This is a genomic window from Gluconacetobacter entanii (genome assembly GCF_013155425.1).
GTDB lineage: Bacteria > Pseudomonadota > Alphaproteobacteria > Acetobacterales > Acetobacteraceae > Novacetimonas > Novacetimonas entanii.
In genome coordinates this window covers 52291-74415 of the sequence record NZ_JABJWD010000054.1, presented here as the reverse complement: position 1 = coordinate 74415, position 22125 = coordinate 52291, and the positions used below count along the sequence as shown (strand labels likewise).

Genomic DNA, 22125 nt, shown 5'->3' with positions numbered 1-22125 from the left:
ATGGCGGACAGCACCCTGATCAACGGATCGGCGACATACACGCCGGGCGTTTTCTCCTCCACCTCCGACACGGCGATGAACCCGGTTTCGGCCGGGACAGGCAATATCCTATGCGTGATGGGGATTTCCACTGGTGGAAAGCCGAACACGCTGCTCGGGCCGTTCGCGACGCCGGCGGCGGCAGCGGACGTCCTTGTGGGCGGAGAACTGCTGACGGCGGTCCAGAAATGTTTTTCCGTCTCCGACCAGGTGGACGCGCCCTCGACCATCTATGCGGTCAACGTGGGATCGGCTCCTGCCGGGACGCTGACCCTGAAGGACACCGCCGGGAACGACGCGATCAATCTGGTCACGGACCAGTATGGGACGGTCGCCAATACCGCTCAGATCGCGGTTTATGCCGGGACCGTGCAGGGCAGCGAGATCAGCGTGGGCTATGCCGGGCAGCAGGCCATCACGCAGGACAATATTGCCCGGGGTGCGTTTGGGGTCGCCTACACGGGGGCGGGAACGGGTGCTACGATCACCGTGGCGTCCGAAAGCGTGACGCTCGCCGTCGGCACCACTACCACCGTACTGGACCTGAACCAGTATCAGTCCATCGCGCAGTTGGTGGATGCCATCAACACCGTCTCCGGGTTTGAGGCGACGATCGTCGCGACAGCGGTCAACCAGACGGCGCTCAACTCTCTCGATCCTGTCACGGCGGAGGCGCTGACATCCACGCCATACGCTGTCACGGCCAACCTGCAGGCACAGATCGATTTCCTCAACAGCACCGCAGGCGGCGGTATTTTCACCGCGACGCGCGCGACCACGGCCACAGGACCTGCGGCCCCCGCCGGATGGCAGTCGCCCGCGCCGGTCACGGTGCCTGCGCCACTGGTGACGGACTGGACGAATGCCCTGACGATGCTGCAGTCCTCGGACGTGAACTGGCTGGCGATCCTGTCGCCGAACCCGGCGGTATGGGCCGCCGTGGATGCGCATGTGCAGTACATGTCCAAGACCGCACAGCGGGAGCGGCGGGCGTGGGTCGGGCCGGATGTGGGGATGTCCCTGTCGGATGCGGCGGCACTCGGCGTGCAGCTCAACAGCGATCGCGTGTCCATCGCATGGCCCGGTTTCTACGGCTACGACGCGAACGGCAACGAGACGCTCTATCCGCCCTATATGACCGCGGCGCTGATCGCATCGGGATTTGCCGGCCTTTCGCCGGGACAGACTATGACGAACGTCGCGCTGGACGTCATCGGGCCGGAGGTCGCGGTGAACATCCCGACGGATACCGACGTGCTGATCCCGGCCGGGATCACGCCCATTGCGCAGGGACGCAGCGGCACGACGATTGTGGTGCGGGCGATTACCTCCTGGTTGAACGACAATTATTACGACCGGGTCGAGGTCAGCACCGGGGCTGCGGCCGATTTCACCAACCAGCAGGTCAGGAGCGCCGTGGAGGCGCGGCTGGGGTCGGATGCATCGCAGGGAATGGGCGTTTCGCCCATCACGATGAACGGCTGCCTGTCCGATGCCGAGACGGCCCTGAACTATTGCGCGACGCCGCGTCCGCTCGGGCCGGGGGTGATCGTGGGTGACACCAGTTCTCCGGCATGGGATGCCCTTACTGCGGTTGCCAGTGGCGACACCATTGAGATCACGTTCAATTCCCAGCCGGTAATCCCGCTGAATTTCATCAAAACCAACAATGCCCTGCGCCCCTACACGGGCACGGTAACCGTCAACGTCTCGTCCACCGGTAGCGCCTCCGGCGGCACGACCAGCAGCTGAGGGAGCGCATCATGATTACCACACGGACGAACGTCCATACCCAGTCGGGTAACCGCATCATCATCGAGATGGGCGGCGCGCGGGTCGGGCTGATACAGAGCTGCTCCCCCAGTGACGATTACGGGCTGGAACCCGCAACGGGAGTGGGGGATATCCACGTCTCGGAATGGGTGCCCACACTGGCGCGGCATACGCTGTCCGTGCGCCGGATGATGCTGATCACCCAGTCGCTGCGCAATCTCGGGATTGCGACAATCAACGGCGACAACGCGCTGCAGGGGCTGGTGTTCGACATCCTGTTCTACAGCCGCGACAGTGGCGAGGTCATGCGCAAATACGTCAGTTGCTCGTGGGGGCGTGGTGCGGTCGATGTCAGCGCCAACCGGATCACGATGGAGGAGGGGACGCTCTACGCGCTTGATGCATCGGGGGTTGACCTGTGAAAACGCTTTCGGTGCCGGTCGAGGGGATCGGGGATTTCGTATTCCGCCACCGCACGATGCGCGACGATATCCGAATCCAGGCGGAGATCGGGCGACTGCTGGGAGGCGATGAGGGTGAAGTGGGGGAGGTCGCGGTGGTGCGCGCGGAATCCTTCGCCACGATTTCCATCCTGCTGCAGGAGGGGCCGACCGGGTGGAGTGTGGAGGCCCTTGACCCGCTGGATCGGGATGCGGCGAAGGACATCCTGAAGGTATGGGGAGCCCTCCGCAATGCGGAGGACGAATTTCGTGGCGTCACTGCCACGAACGGCGCGGGAACGGGCGCTGGAGCGGTGCGATCAGATCCGGTTCCGGTGGCGGCGGCAGTACAACCTGCCCCCGACGGACCCCCGATACCTTGAAATGACAGTGGGCGAGATGCTGGAGGACCTGCTGTGCCACCAGTTCCTCGACCATCCCGAAACCCGGGCCACGATGATCACCGACGACTTTGACGAGGAACTGGCCATTCTGGAAGCGGAGGTCGCCAGGGAACCGGCACCCCCTCCTGATGGAGGGGCGGATATGCCGGATGATTTCATCGACCCGGTGGTGTGAGGAAGCAGCGTGAGCGTCAAGATCCCTATCGAGGCGGACGTCCAGCAGTCCGTCCGTGAAATCGACCAGATCGCGGCCGCCCTGAGCCGGGCCGGGCAGCAGGCGCAGAAACTGTCCGACGTCGATTTCAGCCATCCGGAACTGAAGGAGCTGCAGGCGGACCTCACCCGGATCCAGAAGCAGTGGGAAGACATCCTGCGCCTGAGGCAGGGGCAGACGAGTCAACGGGTCCAGCAGGGCGTCGCGGAGGGCGCGTTCACGGGGCCGCTGGACTTTCCCGCCGGCGCGGCCCGGCAGGTGCCCGATCCCGCGCAGCAGCGGGCCTATATCGACAATGTGCTCGGGCGTGTTCTGGAGGGAACGCGCTTTGACCCTGATCTGACCCCCGTTCCCCGTCGCACGTCCTCCGGCGGAAGTGGTCCTGCCGAGACGTCCGAGGAAAAGGAAAACGACCGGGAGGAGGGCGAGGCCGAAAACCGTGTCCGGTCTGAATCCGGGCCAGCGCCAGAACCGACCGTCGTCAATGCCAGCGGCGCTGGCGGGGCGGGCGGCGCAGCAGGGGGAGCATCAAGAGGCGCGGGAGGGGCCGGAGGCGGGGTCGATCCGAAACTCGCTGCCCTGTCCCGTTTCCGGGGCGGCCCCGTTGTCGGTGCGATGCTGGGGGCGGCGGGCATTGGCGGCGGCCTGCGATCCATCACGTCACACGTGCAGCAGTCCGAACGTGAGCAGGTCATGAATGACAGCCTGATGCGGCGTATGGGAGACACCAGCACCGGGTTCGCGGAGCTGCTGCACAATGTGCGTAACGTGTCGTCATCGTTGCATGTGCTGCAGACGGAGGGGCAGTCACTGACCGAGGAGTGGGTCAGGATTGCGAATGAAAGCCGGTCAGGGACGGCGCTGGCCAACGTCGAGATGGCGGGGAACGTTGCTCGCGGCTATGGGGTGGCGCCCTCCACCATGGTTCAGGGGTTCGCCCGCGCCAGCTTCGCGGGGGAGGATCCGCGCAGGTTCGCGCTGATGCTGGCGGACGCGGTCCAGGACGGCCACATGAACGCGCAGGCAGACAAAGTTCAGGACTCTTTGCTGACGTGGCTTGAGAATGCCAACCGACAGGGGCAGGATCGCGGGGCCGAAGATTTCTCACGTCTGATGACCTCCATGAACGCCAGTGGCGATCCGATGGTGCGCGGAGAAAACGGGGAGAACCTGATCAACACAGCGAATGCATCGATCTCCCACGGGGGCGGTGCGGGGATGGCGGGGCAGGTGATGTCGCTGATGACGATGATCCGGCATGGCTCCCCCAGTGTTTATGATGCCCAATACCGGCTTTCGAAAGGAATGTTCTCCCGCGCTCCTGACGGGACCATGATCCTTAATGATGTCATGGAGGAGATTCAAAAGACCTACAGGGGCCGTCCTGATGTCGATCGGTTTGTCGGCGGCGGGAATTACATGGGCATGAGCCCGGCACATTACGAGCAGTTCGAACGGTACTGGAGGGATGCCCAGACATCTCAGGCTGCGAACGGGGGCGTGGACGGATATCTTCGTAAAATCGGCGTTGACACCAATAAGCTCAATATGAGCGGCCTGAACGATATCATGCAGACCATGGACAGCCACGCGGACCTCGGGGCGATCCGTCAGCGACTGATGGCCCGTACAGACCTGAGCACGGCGGATCGCACCGCCCTCAGGGATACCGGGACGAGTGACCCGGAAGCCTTGCGTGCGGCGGAGGTGCGTGCGTTTGCCAACTCCGGTCTGGAAAATACCATGGGGCGTCGTGTCGCGGATTCCGGAGCCGACGCCTCCAACGTCCTGACCAATGCGGCGAGCACACTGGTGGGGCCAATCACCCAGTTGCGCGAGGAAATCGGCAAGCTGCAGGGACCGGTGCAGACGATTGCCGAGCATCTGGGAGACGGAACAACCGGTGAAAGTCTTACGTCCATGGCGGGATGGCTGACGGCAGGTGCCGCCGGGCTTCTTGGACCGGGGATTGCGAAGAAATTGCTGACGTCTGGTTTCCGAGGCGTGGGTGGAGCGGGCGGTGCCGCTGCCACGGGTGCGGCCGAAGGGGGAGCGGTTGCAGCAGGGGGTGCTTTGGGGGCCGGTGCTGCTATCAGTGCTGGTATCGGGTTGGGTGCCGTCATTCCAAGCGTGGTGGGAGGCTACCAGAACTATCGCGACCAGCAAAGAATTGCAGCATTCCGCAATAACCCCGAACTGATTGCCAAGGCCCGTCGCTACATGACGTATTTTGAGCAGCATGACCACCTGACGCATGCTGGTGCATCTGTGCTCGTTGGTGGGTTGGAACAGGAATCCGGTTTGGATGCGAATGCCGTGGAACGTCACCGTGATGGGAGTGTGGGCCCTGGTTACGGTCTGGCGCAATGGACAGATCCGACACGCGTGCGTGCGTTCAAGGACGCGGAAGGCGTAGATCTGCGCCATTCGACCGAAGAACAGCAACTTGATTTCATGAGCCGCGAACTTAATGGCGACTATCGCAAGCAACTGACCCTTTTGCAGAAATTGAGTCCTTATGCAGACATTGGGGAAGCCTCCCGCACTTTTGGCAAAGGGTATGAGGGATATGGTGATGAGGGGTTACGTGGAGGGTATGCGGACGTCCTGAACAATCTGCCGCGGAATCTGCGTCCAGCAGACCCGGCGATGCCAAAGGAGATGCGTGCGCCAGTGGCAGGTGGACAAGGGGCCGCTGCTGGTGGCGGAGCAAATAATACCACCCATCATGTCACTGGAACTCTGAATGTTCAGTATCCTGATGGGACCAGGCAGAATGTAGCACTTCACCCTACATCTCATTCTAATGGTGCCCCTCTCTCCCCCATGCCCGCGGGGATGCCGGCGCACGAGGCCAGTGCATACGGGCACGCCGGGCGGCAGGGGGTCTACTGATGGTGGACCTGCACGCGTTCAGCGTTTCGGTCATGCTCTACAAGGTGACGGCGGGGGGAACGCCAGGGCGTGTCATTCAGGCATACGACCTGACGCCATACCTGGGGGACGGCGGGAGCGTGCGCATGGCGACCTCCGTGCGTAGCCTGGTGGGAAACGTGTTTTCCGTATCGTTCTCCGATCGTATCCCTCCCGATCTGGCGGATTCCATCTATGCCTATGTGGCGCCCATGGACCTGATCGAGATCCGTGCCAGCCGGAAGCCATGGAAATATCAGGGCCAGAAGCTGCCGCTGCTCATGCGTGGGTTCGTGCGCCGCGTGCGTCGCCCCCGCGCCATGCAGGGGGAGGGGGCACCGATGCAGACGGTGGTGATCGAGGGGAAGGATTGCGGGCGGCTGCTGGAAACCAACCAGATCCTCTATCCGCTCCTCAATACCAAGGGGGAACTGTATCTGGATCAGTTTCCCCTGCAGGCGCAGTTCGGCATTTCCCCGGTGATTGAAGGGGTGGGCGATTTCGTGCGTGAGGTCGTGACGAAGATCATCAACCCCAAGATCAACCAGATGGCGGCATTTTCAACCGGCGCGATCAAGCCCTTCCTGACCTCCGACATTACCGTCGCGGAGGGGTCGTTCAGCCCGTTCAACACCATGACCTTCCAGGGGTCGGTTGCGGACCTGCTGGCCGCCGCGCGCGACGCGCCGTGGAATGAAATGTTCGTCCGTACGACGGAGGCGGGGCCGTCACTGGTGTTCAGGCCGGTGCCATTCCGGGATCTGAACGGGAAATTGATCATGGACGGCGCGGCAGACCCGGGTCTGGTCAGCATTTCGGACCGCACGGTGAGTAGTTGCGAGGTCGGGCGCAGCGATGACGGGGCGGCCAACTATTTCTGGGTGCCTCCGGGCGCGGCAGCCCTCGACAGCGAGTTTACGGCTGCCATCGCATATATCGACAGCCAGTCGGACGTGACCTACGCGAACAATCGTCCGGAAATTTTTGGTCTGCGTCTGATGAGCACCTCAAGTTATCTCCTGCCAACCGGGTTTGAATGTGCGCCATCGCGAATGGTTACCGACCTTAAACAACAGGTTCAGCAACTTACCGGGGAGTGGATCACGAAACGGGCGACGGACCTGAAAATGCTCAACCGCGACAATGTGGTGTTCGAAAGCGGGGCACTGACATGCATGGGCCGTGAGGAACTGGCCTGCGGACAGGAACTGGAGGTTGCATTCGGGACGACCACCCTGCGCGGATATATGCCGGCGGTGGAGCATACGATCATGCCGACGGCGTCGTGGACGTGCTCTGTCCAGCTGGAGCGCGGGACCAGCTACGTTGACCGGGCGAAGATGGCCGGCGTGCGTCCCGGTTGGGCGGAGGGGCGGCCCGGCGTCTATGCGCCTCATCGGGGCCGCATCAGTGTGCGTGAAACGGCAGGTGCGTCATGATCCGGTTCGGGCAGGTCGTGGCCGTCTACCCTGAAATCGGCCGGGTGGACCTGATTGATCTGGATTCCGGGATGCCGGTGGGCAACGCTATCGTGCTGTCGCCAGACGGGTCAACCGACGGAGGCACATGGTCGATCCCGGACGTTCCGCGGCCGCCAGCCGGTAGGGTCGGGGGTATCAACCCCGACGGTCGCACCATGATCGCAGCGTACGAATTCGGGGCCGGGGCGCGGGCGGTTGTGCATGGGTTTGCACGGTTTGCAGGCAGCCAGATCGTTTTCAAGCAGCAGGACCGTACCATCACGCGCCATGCCGCAAGCGGGGCCTACACCACCATCGCGCCCGACGGGTCGATCGAGGCATGGCATCCATCGGGTACGTACTTCAGGATCGGAACGGGAGGGCACGAGGACCTCACGGCTCTATGCGCTGCGAAATGGGTCACCCCGGCTGAAGCCCCGGAGCCAACTGTTACGCTGGCGACGCCGAATTTCTCGTTTGTCGTAGCGCCGGGCGGAAACGTCACCACCAAATATACGTCGTGGAAAATGACCGGACCGGTCGAGCTAGACGGCCCTCTGACGGTGAAAGACAGCATTACGGCCAGCGGAGACGTCACGGCGAATGGCGTCAGTCTGGACGACCATACGCACACCGAGAGCACAGGCGGGACAACCAGCAAGCCGACGGGATAGATTGCATGCGAAATTGCATGCTTGCATGCAAATATGCCTCCGAGCAGGACATCGACCTTTCTGGCTGACTGTCGTGACGGCAGCATTGAGGGATGGCAGCACCTCCGTCACAGAGATATCGGCAGATTTCATTCCTGCTGACAGGCGGATCGGGCGCGGACGTGCAATTCACGTTTGCCCTGCGGCCGGAGGAACTGAGCGTTACCGACCCCACGCGCCTGACCACCAACCAGACCCTTGGCGGCGCGTGGACTGACGTGTTCGGCCGTGGCATCCGCACCATCACGCTGACAGGGAATAACGGCTGGCGGGGCGGCCTGCTGCAAAGTGGGGAGGACATGTTCCTGTCCCTACGGCAGGCCGTATATGACGGCTGGCACCAACGGCGTCGCCTGCTGTTGGCAGCCGGTCAGGATCCATCCGCGGTAGAACTGATTTTTACGGACAATCTCGACGGTATCCACGACGTGGTGGTGCCGCGCACGTTCTCGCTGCACAGGAGCCGCTCGCGCCCCCTGCTGATGCAGTACAGCATCCAGTTGGACGTGCTGCGCGACGCGACCACCGCGCTGTCGCTGTCGGACGAGATCACGGATGCCCTGTCCAATCCCCTGCGCTGGCTGCTGGCTCAGACAGGACTGGGCAACGTCGTGACGATGTTGGGGCAGTTCCAGGACTATCTGACGCAGGGCCTGAACATGCTGGGGGCAGCGCGCGGCGTGCTCGCGCAGTTGGTGGATACCGCCATCCAGTTGTTTCAGGGTGTGGCGGATATCGCGGGCGAGACGGAGGGCATTTTCACAGGGCAGAATTCCCTGTTGCTGGAATTCTCGACGCAATATGCGCTTGCAGCAACCAGCGGTCTTGAAGCGCTCGGTGCCGACAGCACGCTGCCGATGGATGACCGGATCGCGCTGATGCAGGCGGCATCCACGTTTGCGGACGGTGCATGCACGATGGCCAACGGGTTCAACGTCAATCAGACCATTCCGCTGATCACGCCCCTGTTCGGAGCATCGATGTGTTCCTCCACCGGCGGAGGGGACGCTGCAAGCCAGTTCATGCTGGACAACACGTCGCCATTTGAATCGATGCTTGACCCGGGTACCTCAATCTTGACCGTCTCATCAGGGGCCCAGGCGGCTATCTCAGGGCTGCGCCTCGACCCGCTTCTCCTGATCGGCCATTCCGATGACGTGATCTCCAATTTTGATGCAATGGGCAACGGTGTGCAGGTGGCAGCATGACGACAACCTCTACGCCACAGTGGACGGGTCCGCTCAGTGGCACGCGCAAGGCCCGGACCCTGATTGGCGATACGCCCGAACGCATCGCCCTGCGTGAAACCGGGGATGCCGCAAACTGGTACACGCTGATCTGGCTCAATGGCCTCCGCGCGCCCTATATCACCGACAACCCGGCGCACAGGTCCGATACCGTCCTTCTGGCAGGGCAGGATGAGATCGTGGTTCCGGCCACGGGTACGACGCCAACCGGCGTGGCGGACAGCAGTGATCTGTTCGGGACCGATATTGCCCTGACCGGTGGGGTTGTAACTGCGGCTGCGAACGGGGATCTGGCGACCGTGTCAGGGGTCCCCAACCTGGTGCAGGCCGTTGACAACCGCATGGCCAGCCTCCCGGGCGACCTCGTTTATGAGCCGTCCTACGGGAATGGCGTCTACGCGCTGCTGGGACGATCAACCGATCCCATCAATGCCGACCTGGCAGGTGTGTTTGTCGGGCGGTGCATTTCGGCAGACCCCCGCATTGATTCGATCGTGTCGATTACGGTCGGTGTGAACGGAGACAGCCTGGACGTGGACGGGCAATACATGACGATCGGAGGCAAGTCGGTTCCGGTCGGCGGCGTGCTGACCGGAGGAGGCAACTGATGGCATTCCAGATCAAATCGCGGCTTTCGATCCTCGCTTCCATGATCAACCGCGCCCGCATGGTCTGTTCGCTGACGGATTATAACGTCGGCGGCGTCATGCGGACGTTTCTGGACGCCGTCGCGCAGGAGATTGATCGCCTCTATCAGGATCTGGTCCTGGCCCTGAAGGATGCCATCCAGACCTCGACCTATACGACCTTTGATTTTCCTGCCCTTGCGGCCGTGGCGGCGTCCGGTACATTGACCGTGACGATCAGCGTGCAGTCCAGCGATACGGTAATCCCGGCCGGGAGCGTCTTCACGCCGGCGGAGGGGACGCTGACCTATGCCAGCGTGGCGGCCGTGACGATTCCGGCCGGCCTGACCACGGGGATCGTCCAGGTCGCGTGCACCACGACGGGCACAGCCGGGAATGTCGCGGCCGGCACGACGTTTTCCATGGGCGCGCCCGTCACGGGGTTTGTGTCGGCAGTCAACGGCAACCTGTTCTCCAACGGCGCGCCGGCGGAGACGGCGCAGGCGCGACAGGCGCGCTTCGCGCGTTTCATCCTCGGGCTGGCCCGCAGCACGACAGCGGGCGTGACGACGGGGCTGTCCATCGTTCAGTTGACGGATTCAAACGGAAACGTCACGGAAGCCGTCAAATTTCAGTACGTGTATGAGCCGTATCTGACCGACCCAACGCAGCCGACCGCGAAAATCTATGGATATATCCACAACGGCGTCGGGAGCACGTCCACCGCACTGGTTGCGCAGGCCCAATCGATAATAGACGGGTATTACGAAGCGGACGGCACGACCGTCCCGGGCTACGCTGCTGCTGGCGTTACGTTCATCGCGGAGGCCGCGCCGGAGCAGAGCGTTGCCGTGGCAGGGAGCATTACGGCTGAAACCGGCTATACGGTTGCGGATCTGGATGCATTGGTTCAGGCGGCGCATCAGGCGTACATTCTGGCGCTGCCACTGGGTGCTACGGTTGAGGTCGCAAAACTCGATGCTCTGGCCATGGGGGTGGATGGTGTCCTGAATTTCGTGCGCACCGCGCCGGCGGCGGATGTCGCGGCACCTACGGCATGGACCAAGCCTATGCCGGGCGCCGGTACCTACACATGAGCATCATGAAACGCCTGCTCGGTCGCCTGACGCGGGCCTACGACATTTCCGCGCGGGGGCGCCAGGCGTTGTCTTTCGGGGCCACTCTGGATTTCGGCTGGGCGGTAGAGGATGACGCGCTGGTGCTGTCGCCCTCCGACCGTGGCACCGTGACGATCGCATTGACCGATCTGACGGTAATGGGGCTTGCCCTGGCGATCGGTGCCGTTCCCGGTTTTTTTGTCCTGAACGATATCGGGGCGAACGTCTCCGCCATGAGCGCGCTGCGTTGCATTGTCGGTTCCGGCAGCGTGGCGGGGAGCGCCGGATACCGGTTTTCTGATACCGCCTATCTGGGAGGGAATGCCTGCCTCGGAGGGGTGCTCTGGGTGGATGCATCCTATCCCCTTCAGATCCTGACGGTTTTTACCAGCGACAACTGGGGGCTGCTGGATGGCCCGCGGGCGGAATTGCAGGCTGCGCGGAACCTGATCAGGATCGCGCCAGATCAGATGGCGATTCCTACCGCAGAGGATGAGTGGCTGGATTATCTGGGTGCCATGTACGGCAACATATCTCGTAATCCCGGAGAACCCGACATCACGTATGGCGTGCGCATCATTTCGACAATTCTGCGCCCCGCCTGCAATAACAAGGCGATCGAACTGGCGATCACGGCGTATTCGGGCCAGTCAGTCCGCGTGACCAATTCTGCGCAGGCACCGACATCAGCCGTGATCTATGACGGGACTGACCGTTTCGATGGCAGCCAGAAGTACGACAACCCTGCGACCGTGCCAATTTACGGGCTTTTTGATATAGCCGCCAATTACGATGTCAATGCATCCGGCGTGTCTCCGACGGATTTCAAGGCCGCTATCATCTGGATCGCGAACAGCCTTCGGGCTGCGGGGACGTACTTACGGAACACGGTTATCGACAACACGGATCCGGCCCTGACCGATAGTGACCCCGTCACATCGGACAGTCAGTTTGCCCTGACGGAGGCTTGGGACACGATCTATAACGGCGTGCGCCAATACGACGGCAGCGCCGCTTTCCGGGGGCAGGCGACAGTTAGCGATTTGGAGGCAGGAAACTGATGTCATGCTTATACGAACGTATGACCCGGGAACGGGGGCGCGTAGACCTGAAAATCTGGCGCGCCGGTATCCTGATTGCGCATGAAATGAGCAGCAACCTGATCGTTGCGGGCGCCGCAGATATGAAGGCCGCGCTGCTCTCTGGAGACGTAACCGGGAAATATGCCATATCCCAGGTCGGCTTTGGGACCAACGCATCTCCGGCGCAGGAGACAGATGATGCGTTGACCGGCGCATACGTGAAGTCGGTGGACGGGATAACAGCGAACGCGGCGACAGGGCAACTTACAGTGGCGTTTTCACTGGCTACGACGGAGGCGAACGGAATCAGCATTTCCGAATATGGGATTCTTTCCGCAAATGGACTGCTGTTTGCGCGCAGGGTGCGGGACCTGCCCCTGCTGAAGGCGAGCGACCTTTCATTCAGCGGGACATGGCAGATCACGTTCTGACATTGCCTCCCTGATGTCGTGACTGGATACCAGATACTGGGAGCCAGGAGCGCATTGCATGTCTGAAACCACGTCCAGTACCGCAACTGCCACAGCCACTGAATCTCTGCCGCCGACCGGTTTTACCGCGATTACGGAGACGTCGGAGTTTGAGGACGGCATTTATCAGATCGCAACGTCAGATCCAGTAATCGGCGGTCCGGGGGGCATCGCTAACTACCAGGCTCAGGGTCTGGCAAACAGAACGCGTTTCCTTATGGACACGACGACTGCGCTTCAGCAATCTTTGGCGTCTCTGTCTTCCTCTTCGGCGGCTGCAATCACAGCGGAGGCAAAAGCTCGTGCTGCTGCAGACGCTAAATTGCAGCCACTCCTCAATTATACCCCGGTGCAGCAGGGCGGCGGTGTCTATCAGGCCGCGACCAAGGTAATGTTGGGGCAGGACACGACGTTCTCTGGCCTACGTTACTCTTACATCGACAAGACCACAGGCGCGCTTACCGACGGTGGTTATCTGATCTCGTCCTACGGAACAATTCTGTCCGGGTCCACACAGATCGGCGATATCACGATCAATAGCAACGGTCGTATGGCGTTCCAGTCCTGCGCGATGAAGGACATTTACACAGAATCTGCCAACTTGTCGGATGTAACTGCGGTTAGCAATTCGCTGGACGCATATATTCAAGGTGGCGTTACGTCAGGCACAAATACGCAAATAGATACGTTCTATATGAACGGTAATGGTCGCCCGACTGTCGCATATGATGGGGGTGCCGTGCAGGTGCCAGTCCTTACCGACATTGCCACCCCTATTCCCTTTGCTTCATCAGGGACCTACACGGTTGCGGAAGGTGTAACACGTATTTTCTTTGAAGCTGTGGGTGCCGGTGGACCGGGGGCATTTTCCTATGGCGATAGTGCCAGCAATTCAATCTTTGCGGCTGGTGGGGGTGCTGGCGCATACGCGCGAGGATGGCTTGCTGTATCATCCGGTGACGTTGTGACTGTATCCATTGGTGCGGGTGGCGTGTGTCCAGCCAATACGATAAACGCCACTGTCTATGGGGGGGCCACTACAATTTCCATCAATGGCACCGTGGTGCTGACCTGTACAGGCGGCCAGAGCGGCGTGTGGACGTCCTCAAATAATTCCGCTGGTGGATCACCCGGCACTGTAACCAGTGGTCCAGGCTGTACTGTTCAACTACAAGCCAACGGCGGCTTTGGTGGCGATGGTCAGTCCGGGACCACTCTCTCCAAAGGCAACGGTGCCGCAGGCCCATGGGGTGGTGGCGGACGTGCTGGTGAAGGCGGCGGAACGGGTGGAAATGCTCCCGGTGCTGGTGGTGGGGGTGCCTACAACACCTCTGGAACCCTGAATGCTTATTACGGCGGATCTGGCGGCCCCGGATACGCAATTCTAACAACAGCACCGTAAAGGGAGAATAACATGTCCGATACGACCACAACCACCACTGCCGCAACGGCATCCAGTATCCAAAACTACATCGTCTATCGAACGGTCGCATCCGGGACCGAAGGCGTGGGGTATGTGACCAACAGAATCCTATGGGATGGGACCAGCACGTTTAATTCCGGCACGGGTCTGGCACTGGCGCTGGATGCCGACGGGGCCTATCCGATCGGCAGCACCTACACCGCGCCGACTGCGACTGCGACCACGACAGCCACGACGGGGAGCGCGACATGATCCCGCGTGGCATCCGCTCGAACAGGCGCTCAATGGTTCTTTGCAGGTAGAATAATGACTGACGATCTGGCGGCGATCGTGGGTCGGCATTCCCACGAAATCAACGATAATCGCCGTAATATTTCGGAGCTTCGGGAGGATTTCCGGCAGATCGAACTGCGTGTGGAACGTAGTCAGGAGGAACAGAGGCGCGCGCTGGCGGATTTCGCGGGCGAGATGCGTGGTCGTTGGGACGAGGCCAGAAAGTACGATACGGAGGCAGCCAGGGCGCGGGATGAGAAGATTGGCAAAGTAGCGACCCAGACGGATCAGATACTCGGCGGACTGTTGTTGATCAAATGGGCACTTGCTGCGCTGGCAGTGCCGTTCCTGCTGGGAGCGCTGACATTGCTGATCGAAATTGTCGGGGCGCTTCTCGGTTGGGGGGAATTCGGCACATGGGTTTGGCATAAGGTGTTTGGCTGACTGCCGCCTGTAATCTCCACCAGTGCATCGAACGATGCCTGATCCTGAAGGACGATCACGGGTCCCCGTTCCCGACATTCTGTCATGAGGCGCTGACGCTGCATCTGAACGGAGCGCTTCAGGTGGCTCCGGGCAATATTCGGCTGTCGTAACCAGCTGATACGCCACACGCGACCATCTGCGTGTAGCGTATCAACATGGAACGCGTCACCGCTGCCCTTTTTCCCCGAGATCACAGGACCGATCCCGATCACCCGTGGACGCATGGCCGTGTTACTGCCGATCGGAGGGGACGCCGCGCTTGGTCAATTCCTTGTGCACGTAGGCCTCCACCGCTGCAATCACGAACGTCTGCTTGTACTGCCGGGCGTGGAGCCTGCGACCTGCCGATTTGCTCAACAGCCATTCCATCTGCAACATCAGTTTTTCCGGTACGCGCGTGCTCATGCTGACCAGCAGGTCAGACCGCACGTCCTGATGCTCCCATGGATAAATTTCCTTGTTGGGAGCCCCGCCAATAAAGGCTTCTGCCTCGGCAGATGAGGGCTGCGCGGAGGGAAGGGAAGGGATTTTTTTCGGGATGCTCATTGGGAAATAGCCTCATAGACAGCACGCATTTCGTTCGCCGCTTTCGCGTCCAGTTCACGCCCCTTCAGTTCACATACGCCGACCCCTTCGCCGGTTGCGCGACCATACGCCGCGCGTGCAACCAGCGTGGTAAACGGGTGGGTGGCCAGAGTGGGCGTTTCCTGCAACATCCATTCGCGCAGTTCCGCGGGTGCGCGTTCCACTGATTGGTGCAGGATCCGGTTGACGACAATGCGCGCCTGAAGTTTGGGATTTAGCTGCTGTGCCCGGTCGTAGATATTGGCGATTGTCGGGAGCGCCCAGACATCCAGTGCGTCTGGCTGAACTGGTACGACCAAGGTGTCGGCAACCATTGCACAGGCCCGGAGGGCCGGAGAGTCCACAGCCCCCGTATCAACAATCAGGGTCTGGTACCGTGTCGCCAGGTCTTCAATCACCGGACCGATTGTGCGGCCGTCGGATCGCTCTACACAACTGATGCGGGGATAGTCCGGATGCCCTTCCAGACGATGCGACGCCCACAATGCGCTCGATTTCTGGCCTGGGTCCGCGTCTACCAGCAGGGTGTCGATACCATTCAGCGCCGACAGGACGGCCAGGTTCGTGGCAATCGTGGTTTTGCCTGACCCGCCTTTTTCGTTTCCGACCACGATGATTCGAGCCGTCATTCCGCCCTCCGAGCAACAATCTATGCCAGCACATCTGCCAGATTGCATGCATGCATGCAAGTGGAAGCGATATAATCCGGGTATGCGGAAGAACGCTGCGATTAAAGCATGCCGTAAATATAGAATTAAGATGGGGCGCATATTTTATAAAGAAAGATAGGCAGATACAAAAAATAAAGAAATGAAACAAAAATATGCAAAATCACTTTACGATGTAAATATGCAGTGTTATTTCAATTTAGAGACTTACCGGTATTTCTGATATTTTACGTTTATTGCAATGCGGGGAAGTTATGCATTTCATAGATCAGAAAAATAAATGGATTGAACTGAACCGGAGGCTACAAAAACTTGATGGTGCGTCTTCTGATCGCGCGATGCCATGCCTGCATATCTGCAGCGAACTAGAACTTGTCTGTGGGGAGATGGCGTCCATTGAGGATGCCGCGATCTCTGCGCCATCGGGCAGCCGGGCGGACATTCTGGCCAAACTTGGGCTTGCCCGTGTCATGCTGGCCAACCCTGATGCCAGTTTCAAGGTGGGCCAGTTACTGGAAACGATAGAGTCTGATCTGATCAGGGTACCTCAATCCAACGTACCTTGAGAGCTTTGCTGGCCGCCAGGTCTACCGTCGTTTCATTGCCGGGGGCAGGGCAGACAACGGCCATGCCCTCGGTCTGATCTGTCAGGTCGCCTATCGTCTCGATATTCCCGTCGCGCACGACCACGACCGTGTCGCCGATGCGCGGAGAACGGGTCAGGTCAACGTACGCAATATCGCCAGCACGTAATCTCCCGCGCGGCGTGCTGATCCAGACGGCCAGCAGATCAGAGGCAGGCACACGGGCACCTGGTTTTATAGCGTATGTGGGAGGAGGCTGGTCCAGGTTATCTGTTTCCCGGAATGCGGGAATATCGCCTGCCGATGATGGTACAGGCCGCCCCTCCGCGATGGGGCGTTCACTGATGCGCCCGGACGTGATCGACGCGAAAACCGGGATTTGTTTGTGCGCCTCAGGATCCGCAAGGTCTGCGGGATCCAGGCCCAGGATTACGCCGACGGCCTCGCGTATTTCCGCCGGGAGATATCGTGGCACTCCACGGGTCAGATATTGGTGGATGTAGCCGTCGCTTTTGCCAATCGCACGACTCAGGCTGACCAGACTCATGCGTCTTTGGTCCAGGGCATCACGTATCAACAGACGCGCCGAATCCAGTTTTTTTTGCCCTGCCGGGCTATTTTCGTTCGTTTCCATGCGTTCCCTCATATGGGCGAACGATGGATCAAACCAGACATAAATAACATTGTTATGGTTGGCATAATGGTTTAATGACCACGAATGGACGATATATTAAACCAGATAGACGCGTTCCTGACCGAGCAGGGGATGGCCCCCAGCACGTTCGGGAAAATGGCCGTCAACGACGAGCATTATGTCGCGCATCTCCGGAATGGTCGCGAGAATTTTTCGCGGACCCGGGCAAAGGTGTTGGCGTTCATGGACGGATTTCGTCAGCGCAAGCTCAACGAGAAAAGCGAGGCCGAACAGATGCTGGAGGGTCGGATTCCAGCGCGATCCCTCCGCTTTACATTGCCCCGGCCCTACCTGCTGCTGAACCCATACCTGCGCCTGCACTGGTCAGCACGGCGGAAATATATGCGCTCGCTGGTGTGGGACATCAAAATGGCGACCGTAACGCCGCCCGATCATGCGCAGCCATTCGATTATGCCCGCGTGACGATCCATCGTTATTCGCCCGGGATAGCCGACAAGGACGGAGTGGAGGGCGGCGCGAAGCCAGTGATCGACTGCCTGACAACGCCGACACCGATGCGCATGAAAAAAGGCGCGACAGCGGTGAAAATGCGCAATCCGTATGGCCTCGGTTTTATTCGCGACGACAGTCCGCGCCATTGTTTCCAGGTAGCTCTCGGTTTCCGAAGTGATCATCAGACCGCACGGACAGAGATCCTGATTGAGGAAATGGTTTATCCGGACCGTGATGAACCTCCCTGACGTGAAAATCACGTCAAAACCACGTTCAGAATGGTTTTATTGATGGGGAATCAAATGGTTGCATCCTTTGACAGTCTGGTTTCTGGTTTCAGCCCATATCCAGCCGCCTATAGCCTAGACCAGATCGGGCCAACATGGGTTGCCGTTGGCGCCCTGGACCCAGAAACCAACAAATGGACCCATACTTTTCAGGGCCTGGGTCCTGTTTTGGCGGAACAGCGCGAAATGGGACTCTATCTGACCTCCCAGAAACGCGCCGGAAACGGGATCATGCTGCTGCTGGCGTGTCGTGCGACGGGGAGGCCCCGGCCATGAACGCCTGTGCGCAATGCGCGGGCAACGGCTGGCATTACACCACATGGACTGGGGGTGACCTCCTGTCGCGCAGAACGGTGCCAGCGCTTGCGATCTGCTGCGCATGCGACGGATCCGGCAGTGCATCGTCACCAGCACCGTCCATGCCTTTTCAATGCAACGCACTCGCGCGGCCGGCGTCGCCGTTGCCCCTGACGAAAGGATCCTGACATGGCAGGACATACAGACTTGGGGGAGCAACTGCCCTGGTCGAAATTCCACTGGGCTGATTACGAGCGTGACCCCGATCTGCTCGTCTGTTCGTTCGCGGCGCAGGGGCTATGGATGCGCCTGCTCTGTTTCATGGCGCGTGCGGAGCGCCACGGCTATCTGATCCATAAGGGGCGTCCCTTGCCGATAGACCGTCTCCTGCGCGTGGTGGGCGGCACTTCGGGCGAGGTCGTGCCCCTTTTGCGCGAGCTAGAGGAACAGGGTGTCCTCGCGCGTGATGCGGATGGGGTGATCTACAGCCGCCGGATGGTGCGTGATCGTGAGCGCCTGGAGCGCGATCGGGCCAACGGGCGAACGGGCGGCAATCCTGCACTGGTCGGACGGCGCCGCGCCCGCGCCGTGCACGAGGCGCAGGAAGAACTGGATCTGACCGAACGGCATGACCTTCAGTCCACGCGCGAAGCCTTAAATAAGGGGGTTAACCCCAGAGAAGATAAGAATAAGAACAAAATAGAAGATACTTCTCTCGGCCGAGAGTGCGTGGACGCCGACGTTATTAACCTGACAGGTCATGTAGGTGATGCAGTCCGGCAGGCCGTCGCAGCATGGAACAAGCTGGCGGAGCGGGAAGGGCTGCCGGTCGCACAGCGGCTGACGACGCGACGCAGCCGGTCCATCCGCGCCCGGTTGGCCGATGCCGGCGGCCTGTCCGGATGGAATGCCGCGCTGGAGAAGGTCGCGGGTAGCGCGTTCCTGAAGGGCGGCGGCGCCAACGGCTGGAAAATCACGCTGGATGACCTGCTGACGCCTGATCGTTTCACGCGCCTGATGGAAGGGGCGTATGCGGACCGGACGCCTGCCCAGAAAACTGCACGCACGCTGGGCAACGAGGAGTGGCGCCGCCAGTGCCTGGAGGGCGTCGCGTGAGCAGCGTGGCAGAGAAAACCGCCGTCAGCCGTGTCGTGATCGAGTGGCTGATGCAACTGGCGCTCCTGTTCGTCGCGGATGGCTCTGTGACGCCGGAACGACTGCGCCTCTACGCGAAGGTGCTCGGGGCCGAGTTCGGCGCGCATGTCTTCACGGATGTTGCCCTGCAACGGGCAGCCATTGGAGAGGGACGCGGATATTTCCCGGCGTGCGAGGTGATCGCGCAGCGCCTGCGGGAATACCAGCTTGAACTGGACCCGGTGGGTGTGCAGCGCGGCGGCAAGCTGAATTACTGGCTGCGGGCCATGGAGACGCGGCGTATCGCCATCCGGCAGGGGCCGGAAGAGCTGCGCCAGCAGGAATCCCGATCTGCGCGTATCTGGCTCCTCTGGCTGGAGAACAATGAACCTCTGATCTTCCGAGACCTGATGGCTGGACCGCACTCTGACGAGTGGAGTGCCGTGCTGAAGTGGCCGAGCGCAGAACTTCATCAATTCCCAACCCCAACATCACGTAAACAACTGAAAACAGGTGCGAAAGCATGAGCAATGGGAACGGTTCCCATCCGGAATGGGAAAATGGGAAAGCGTATGGGAATGGCGAGGATGGGAAGCCAGCGCGAAATTCCGATGAAAATCCCACGCGCTGCCCGATGACGGACGTCATGTTCGGCTGGCCGGAAATTGCCATGTTGGCTGACCTACTGCGGTGCCCGCTGACAGTGGTTACGAAATCGGACATCCTCAGCATCTGTGGGCATTTCAGGGGTGCCACGGACTGGTTGTTGTCGCATGGGATGTTGCGATCTCGTTTGACCGATAACCTGGAGGTAAACCGGCCCCTCCTCTGGAGGTTCGGAAGTGCCCTTGCGTCCTCACGGACAAAACCGGTTTCCGGAAATGCGGTGATAAGTGAACTTCTCGCCGGTAAAAAACAGGATGATCTGCGGAGCGTCCTCAAGGTCATTGACCAGATCCCGACGGATTTTGCCGGAGCCATTTTGGTCACGCCCCCCAGTCCTCTGGAGCCGGAGGATATGGAATACCTCGCCAGGCAGTTCGCCAAGCAGTTGCAGGCCCACGGGCTGCTTTCCGTATCCGTTTGCCTGATCCCTTCGGGTGTGCAGGTATCGACGTTGTCGCGCGTCGCGATGGAGCAGTTGCTCGCGTCAAAGGCGCAGGAGAGCGACGATGTTTCTTGAGGCGCGCAATGACACCCTGATCGGGGCGCTGTCCGCGATCAGGGGGGCGATATCGAAGGCGCACACCATCCCGGTGTTGGAATGCGTCCTGATCGCCGTGCGTCCGTCGGGCGTGGTGCTGACGGCTACGGACATGATGATCCGCGCGGAAATCCGCATCCAGGCGGACAGGACGCAGGATGGCAGCGTGGCCGTGCCGCTCGGGGCGCTCCTGGAGGCCCTGAAATCCCAGCCGCGCGATCGCACGGTATCCGTTGGCATTGAGGACCAGACGGGCCGTGTCACAGTCCGCAGCGGGAAATTTTCCAGCCACCTGAGCGCCTATGAGCCGGATGATTTCCCCAGTCTGGCAGGAGCAGTTGGTCAGGAGAAAGCCATCGGCATCGCATTGCCCCAGTCGCGGCTGGTGCGTCTGCTGAAAACAGTCCGGTTTGCCGCGTCTACGGAAGAAACACGGTACTACCTGTGCGGCGTGTACCTGCACCCGGTTGACGGTCCGGATGGCGTGGCCATGGTCCGTACCGTCGCCACCGATGGCCATCGCCTGGCGTGGTGTCAGGACGTGCCCGAGAAGATGGCCAGTGCGCCCGATCCGGTGATCCTGCCGACACGGCTCGTGACCGAGATGCTGGCGCATCTGGATGACAAAAGCGATGATAGCGTTACGCTGGAAATCTGGGGACGCCGCGTCGGGATCTGGATCGGGAATTACTATCTGACCTCGACAGTCATTGACGGCACATATCCCGAATACGCGCGGGTGATCCCGACAGATCACCCCAATACGGCCCGGATGCCTGCGCGTGCTCTGGAACACTGCGTGCAGGCCGCGTCCTCTGTCATTCAGGAGCGCAGCAAACCGGTCAAGATGACGTTTTCCGATACGCTGACCGTGGCGTCGCAGGACGAGCGCGGCAGCGCTGTTGACGTCGTGGAGGAAGGATATTCCCTGCGCGGCCGCCGGACGGAAATCGGTTTCCAGGCGCGCTATGTGCTGGATGTCCTGCAGCATGTCGGCGAAACCGTTGAATTTCATCTGCACAATGAAACGGCGCCAGCCGTGGTGCGCGACGTGGATGATGCGAACAAACTGTTCGTTGTCATGCCAATGCGCGTCTGATGATCCATGCCGCGACAATGTGCAGTGGTATCGGCGCGCCAGAAGCGGCCATGCCCGGCTGGGACTGGCGCTGGTGTGCCGAGATCGAGCCATTCCCTGCGCGTGTCCTCGCCCGCAGGTTTCCCGGGTCGGTCAACATGGGCGACCTGATGGCAGAAGATTTCAGCGCCCGGTCGTGCGCGCTGGGGCCTCTCGACGTAGTGGTCGCCGGCACACCCTGTCAGGATTTCAGCGTGGCAGGCCCACGCGACGGGCTGGATGGCATGCGCGGGAACCTGAGCCTGCGCGCAATCCAGATATACGAGGACCACTGTGATGCAGCCCGATCTGCTGGACGCCCTGAGCCCCTCTACGTCTGGGAAAACGTTCCCGGCGTCCTGTCGGACAAAACCAACGCGTTCGGAAATATCATTGCAGCGCTTGCAGGATGCGAGACCC

The 22125-nt window shown here is 60.8% G+C and carries 24 protein-coding genes and 1 pseudogene; 22 read left to right on the top strand and 3 right to left on the bottom strand.

Annotated elements, in window-relative coordinates; all coding sequences use genetic code 11:
- The 15 genes from HNH97_RS10065 (at position 1) to HNH97_RS09995 (ending at position 14639) form a co-directional block, all read left to right on the top strand.
- Positions 1-1791: a phage tail sheath subtilisin-like domain-containing protein gene (locus tag HNH97_RS10065; protein ID WP_171790783.1), complete on the top strand. Its 1791-nt coding sequence runs from the start codon at positions 1-3 to the stop codon at positions 1789-1791.
- A gap of 11 nt (positions 1792-1802) precedes the next feature.
- Complete coding sequence (locus tag HNH97_RS10060; RefSeq protein ID WP_171790782.1) at positions 1803-2234, top strand: hypothetical protein; 432 nt, start codon at positions 1803-1805, stop codon at positions 2232-2234.
- The gene (locus tag HNH97_RS10055; RefSeq protein ID WP_171790781.1) at positions 2231-2635 is read left to right on the top strand and encodes a hypothetical protein; all 405 of its coding nucleotides are present in this window, start codon (positions 2231-2233) and stop codon (positions 2633-2635) included. Before HNH97_RS10060 ends, HNH97_RS10055 begins: the two co-directional genes overlap by 4 nt.
- 7 nt (positions 2636-2642) lie before the next feature.
- On the top strand, positions 2643-2831 hold the full coding sequence (locus HNH97_RS10050) for a hypothetical protein (RefSeq protein ID WP_216657612.1): 189 nt from the start codon (positions 2643-2645) through the stop codon (positions 2829-2831).
- Positions 2832-2840: 9 nt separating this feature from the next.
- Complete coding sequence (locus HNH97_RS18290; RefSeq protein ID WP_171790779.1) at positions 2841-5765, top strand: phage tail tip lysozyme; 2925 nt, start codon at positions 2841-2843, stop codon at positions 5763-5765.
- Positions 5765-7222, top strand: coding sequence for a hypothetical protein (locus HNH97_RS10040; RefSeq protein ID WP_171790778.1), 1458 nt, complete (start codon positions 5765-5767; stop codon positions 7220-7222). The genes HNH97_RS18290 and HNH97_RS10040 overlap by 1 nt, the downstream gene beginning before the upstream one ends.
- On the top strand, positions 7219-7917 hold the full coding sequence (locus HNH97_RS10035) for a hypothetical protein (RefSeq protein ID WP_171790777.1): 699 nt from the start codon (positions 7219-7221) through the stop codon (positions 7915-7917). The genes HNH97_RS10040 and HNH97_RS10035 overlap by 4 nt, the downstream gene beginning before the upstream one ends.
- A gap of 92 nt (positions 7918-8009) precedes the next feature.
- On the top strand, positions 8010-9164 hold the full coding sequence (locus HNH97_RS10030; RefSeq protein WP_456305401.1) for a hypothetical protein: 1155 nt from the start codon (positions 8010-8012) through the stop codon (positions 9162-9164).
- On the top strand, positions 9161-9811 hold the full coding sequence (locus HNH97_RS10025; RefSeq protein WP_171790775.1) for a hypothetical protein: 651 nt from the start codon (positions 9161-9163) through the stop codon (positions 9809-9811). The genes HNH97_RS10030 and HNH97_RS10025 overlap by 4 nt, the downstream gene beginning before the upstream one ends.
- Complete coding sequence (locus HNH97_RS10020) at positions 9811-10926, top strand: baseplate J/gp47 family protein (RefSeq protein ID WP_171790774.1); 1116 nt, start codon at positions 9811-9813, stop codon at positions 10924-10926. Before HNH97_RS10025 ends, HNH97_RS10020 begins: the two co-directional genes overlap by 1 nt.
- Positions 10927-10931: 5 nt before the next feature.
- The gene (locus tag HNH97_RS10015) at positions 10932-12008 is read left to right on the top strand and encodes a hypothetical protein (protein WP_171790773.1); all 1077 of its coding nucleotides are present in this window, start codon (positions 10932-10934) and stop codon (positions 12006-12008) included.
- Positions 12009-12028: 20 nt separating this feature from the next.
- Positions 12029-12460 (top strand): hypothetical protein, encoded by a 432-nt coding sequence (locus tag HNH97_RS10010; RefSeq protein ID WP_171790772.1) that lies wholly within the window; start codon positions 12029-12031, stop codon positions 12458-12460.
- A 58-nt stretch (positions 12461-12518) separates the two neighbouring features.
- A complete protein-coding gene (locus HNH97_RS10005) occupies positions 12519-13901 on the top strand; it encodes a glycine-rich domain-containing protein (RefSeq protein ID WP_171790771.1) in 1383 nt (460 codons plus the stop codon).
- Positions 13902-14015: 114 nt separating this feature from the next.
- Positions 14016-14174 (top strand): hypothetical protein, encoded by a 159-nt coding sequence (locus HNH97_RS10000; protein ID WP_171790735.1) that lies wholly within the window; start codon positions 14016-14018, stop codon positions 14172-14174.
- Positions 14175-14228: 54 nt separating this feature from the next.
- Positions 14229-14639 carry a hypothetical protein gene (locus HNH97_RS09995; protein ID WP_171790770.1) on the top strand — a complete coding sequence of 137 codons (411 nt, stop codon included), beginning with the start codon at positions 14229-14231 and terminating at the stop codon, positions 14637-14639.
- A gap of 273 nt (positions 14640-14912) precedes the next feature.
- On the opposite strand, the gene HNH97_RS09990 is transcribed toward HNH97_RS09995, so the two are convergent.
- The gene (locus HNH97_RS09990; protein WP_171790769.1) at positions 14913-15227 is read right to left on the bottom strand and encodes a hypothetical protein; all 315 of its coding nucleotides are present in this window, start codon (positions 15225-15227) and stop codon (positions 14913-14915) included.
- Positions 15224-15895, bottom strand: coding sequence for an AAA family ATPase (locus tag HNH97_RS09985; RefSeq protein WP_171790768.1), 672 nt, complete (start codon positions 15893-15895; stop codon positions 15224-15226). The genes HNH97_RS09990 and HNH97_RS09985 overlap by 4 nt, the downstream gene beginning before the upstream one ends.
- Before the next feature lie 293 nt (positions 15896-16188).
- On the opposite strand from HNH97_RS09985, the gene HNH97_RS09980 reads away from it, so the two are divergent.
- Positions 16189-16500 carry a hypothetical protein gene (locus tag HNH97_RS09980; RefSeq protein WP_171790767.1) on the top strand — a complete coding sequence of 104 codons (312 nt, stop codon included), beginning with the start codon at positions 16189-16191 and terminating at the stop codon, positions 16498-16500.
- Here HNH97_RS09980 and HNH97_RS09975 read toward each other — a convergent pair.
- Positions 16472-17152, bottom strand: coding sequence for a hypothetical protein (locus tag HNH97_RS09975; RefSeq protein WP_171790766.1), 681 nt, complete (start codon positions 17150-17152; stop codon positions 16472-16474). The genes HNH97_RS09980 and HNH97_RS09975 overlap by 29 nt on opposite strands.
- Before the next feature lie 84 nt (positions 17153-17236).
- Here HNH97_RS09975 and HNH97_RS09970 point away from each other — a divergent pair, with 84 nt between their 5' ends.
- From HNH97_RS09970 to HNH97_RS18380, 6 genes and pseudogenes are all read left to right on the top strand, one after another.
- Positions 17237-17914, top strand: coding sequence for a hypothetical protein (locus HNH97_RS09970; protein ID WP_075594815.1), 678 nt, complete (start codon positions 17237-17239; stop codon positions 17912-17914).
- A gap of 525 nt (positions 17915-18439) precedes the next feature.
- Positions 18440-19366: a hypothetical protein gene (locus tag HNH97_RS09965; protein ID WP_075594817.1), complete on the top strand. Its 927-nt coding sequence runs from the start codon at positions 18440-18442 to the stop codon at positions 19364-19366.
- On the top strand, positions 19363-19911 hold the full coding sequence (locus tag HNH97_RS09960; protein ID WP_075594818.1) for a hypothetical protein: 549 nt from the start codon (positions 19363-19365) through the stop codon (positions 19909-19911). The genes HNH97_RS09965 and HNH97_RS09960 overlap by 4 nt, the downstream gene beginning before the upstream one ends.
- Positions 19908-20567 (top strand): hypothetical protein, encoded by a 660-nt coding sequence (locus HNH97_RS09955; protein WP_171790765.1) that lies wholly within the window; start codon positions 19908-19910, stop codon positions 20565-20567. The genes HNH97_RS09960 and HNH97_RS09955 overlap by 4 nt, the downstream gene beginning before the upstream one ends.
- Positions 20557-21687 carry a DNA polymerase III subunit beta gene (dnaN, locus tag HNH97_RS09950; RefSeq protein WP_048858989.1) on the top strand — a complete coding sequence of 377 codons (1131 nt, stop codon included), beginning with the start codon at positions 20557-20559 and terminating at the stop codon, positions 21685-21687. Before HNH97_RS09955 ends, dnaN begins: the two co-directional genes overlap by 11 nt.
- A pseudogene (locus HNH97_RS18380) lies at positions 21687-22100 on the top strand (DNA cytosine methyltransferase); the annotation flags it as partial. The gene dnaN and the pseudogene HNH97_RS18380, both read left to right, overlap by 1 nt.
- Positions 22101-22125: the final 25 nt, after the last annotated feature.

What these genes read in the sequence shown, in the direction of transcription:
- HNH97_RS10040 (WP_171790778.1), top strand. Translation starts at nt 5,765, where the DNA reads ATGGTGGACCTGCACGCGTTCAGCGTTTCGGTCATGCTCTACAAGGTG.
- HNH97_RS09990 (WP_171790769.1), bottom strand. Translation starts at nt 15,227, where the DNA reads ATGAGCATCCCGAAAAAAATCCCTTCCCTTCCCTCCGCGCAGCCCTCA.
- HNH97_RS09980 (WP_171790767.1), top strand. Translation starts at nt 16,189, where the DNA reads ATGCATTTCATAGATCAGAAAAATAAATGGATTGAACTGAACCGGAGG.
- dnaN (WP_048858989.1), top strand. Translation starts at nt 20,557, where the DNA reads ATGTTTCTTGAGGCGCGCAATGACACCCTGATCGGGGCGCTGTCCGCG.
- HNH97_RS10065 (WP_171790783.1), top strand. Translation starts at nt 1, where the DNA reads ATGGCGGACAGCACCCTGATCAACGGATCGGCGACATACACGCCGGGC.
- HNH97_RS10025 (WP_171790775.1), top strand. Translation starts at nt 9,161, where the DNA reads ATGACGACAACCTCTACGCCACAGTGGACGGGTCCGCTCAGTGGCACG.
- HNH97_RS10060 (WP_171790782.1), top strand. Translation starts at nt 1,803, where the DNA reads ATGATTACCACACGGACGAACGTCCATACCCAGTCGGGTAACCGCATC.
- HNH97_RS09985 (WP_171790768.1), bottom strand. Translation starts at nt 15,895, where the DNA reads ATGACGGCTCGAATCATCGTGGTCGGAAACGAAAAAGGCGGGTCAGGC.
- HNH97_RS10020 (WP_171790774.1), top strand. Translation starts at nt 9,811, where the DNA reads ATGGCATTCCAGATCAAATCGCGGCTTTCGATCCTCGCTTCCATGATC.
- HNH97_RS09970 (WP_075594815.1), top strand. Translation starts at nt 17,237, where the DNA reads ATGGACGATATATTAAACCAGATAGACGCGTTCCTGACCGAGCAGGGG.
- HNH97_RS09965 (WP_075594817.1), top strand. Translation starts at nt 18,440, where the DNA reads ATGGCAGGACATACAGACTTGGGGGAGCAACTGCCCTGGTCGAAATTC.
- HNH97_RS09975 (WP_171790766.1), bottom strand. Translation starts at nt 17,152, where the DNA reads ATGGAAACGAACGAAAATAGCCCGGCAGGGCAAAAAAAACTGGATTCG.
- HNH97_RS10010 (WP_171790772.1), top strand. Translation starts at nt 12,029, where the DNA reads ATGACCCGGGAACGGGGGCGCGTAGACCTGAAAATCTGGCGCGCCGGT.
- HNH97_RS09995 (WP_171790770.1), top strand. Translation starts at nt 14,229, where the DNA reads ATGACTGACGATCTGGCGGCGATCGTGGGTCGGCATTCCCACGAAATC.
- HNH97_RS09955 (WP_171790765.1), top strand. Translation starts at nt 19,908, where the DNA reads ATGAGCAATGGGAACGGTTCCCATCCGGAATGGGAAAATGGGAAAGCG.
- HNH97_RS10005 (WP_171790771.1), top strand. Translation starts at nt 12,519, where the DNA reads ATGTCTGAAACCACGTCCAGTACCGCAACTGCCACAGCCACTGAATCT.
- HNH97_RS10035 (WP_171790777.1), top strand. Translation starts at nt 7,219, where the DNA reads ATGATCCGGTTCGGGCAGGTCGTGGCCGTCTACCCTGAAATCGGCCGG.
- HNH97_RS10015 (WP_171790773.1), top strand. Translation starts at nt 10,932, where the DNA reads ATGAAACGCCTGCTCGGTCGCCTGACGCGGGCCTACGACATTTCCGCG.
- HNH97_RS10030 (WP_456305401.1), top strand. Translation starts at nt 8,010, where the DNA reads ATGGCAGCACCTCCGTCACAGAGATATCGGCAGATTTCATTCCTGCTG.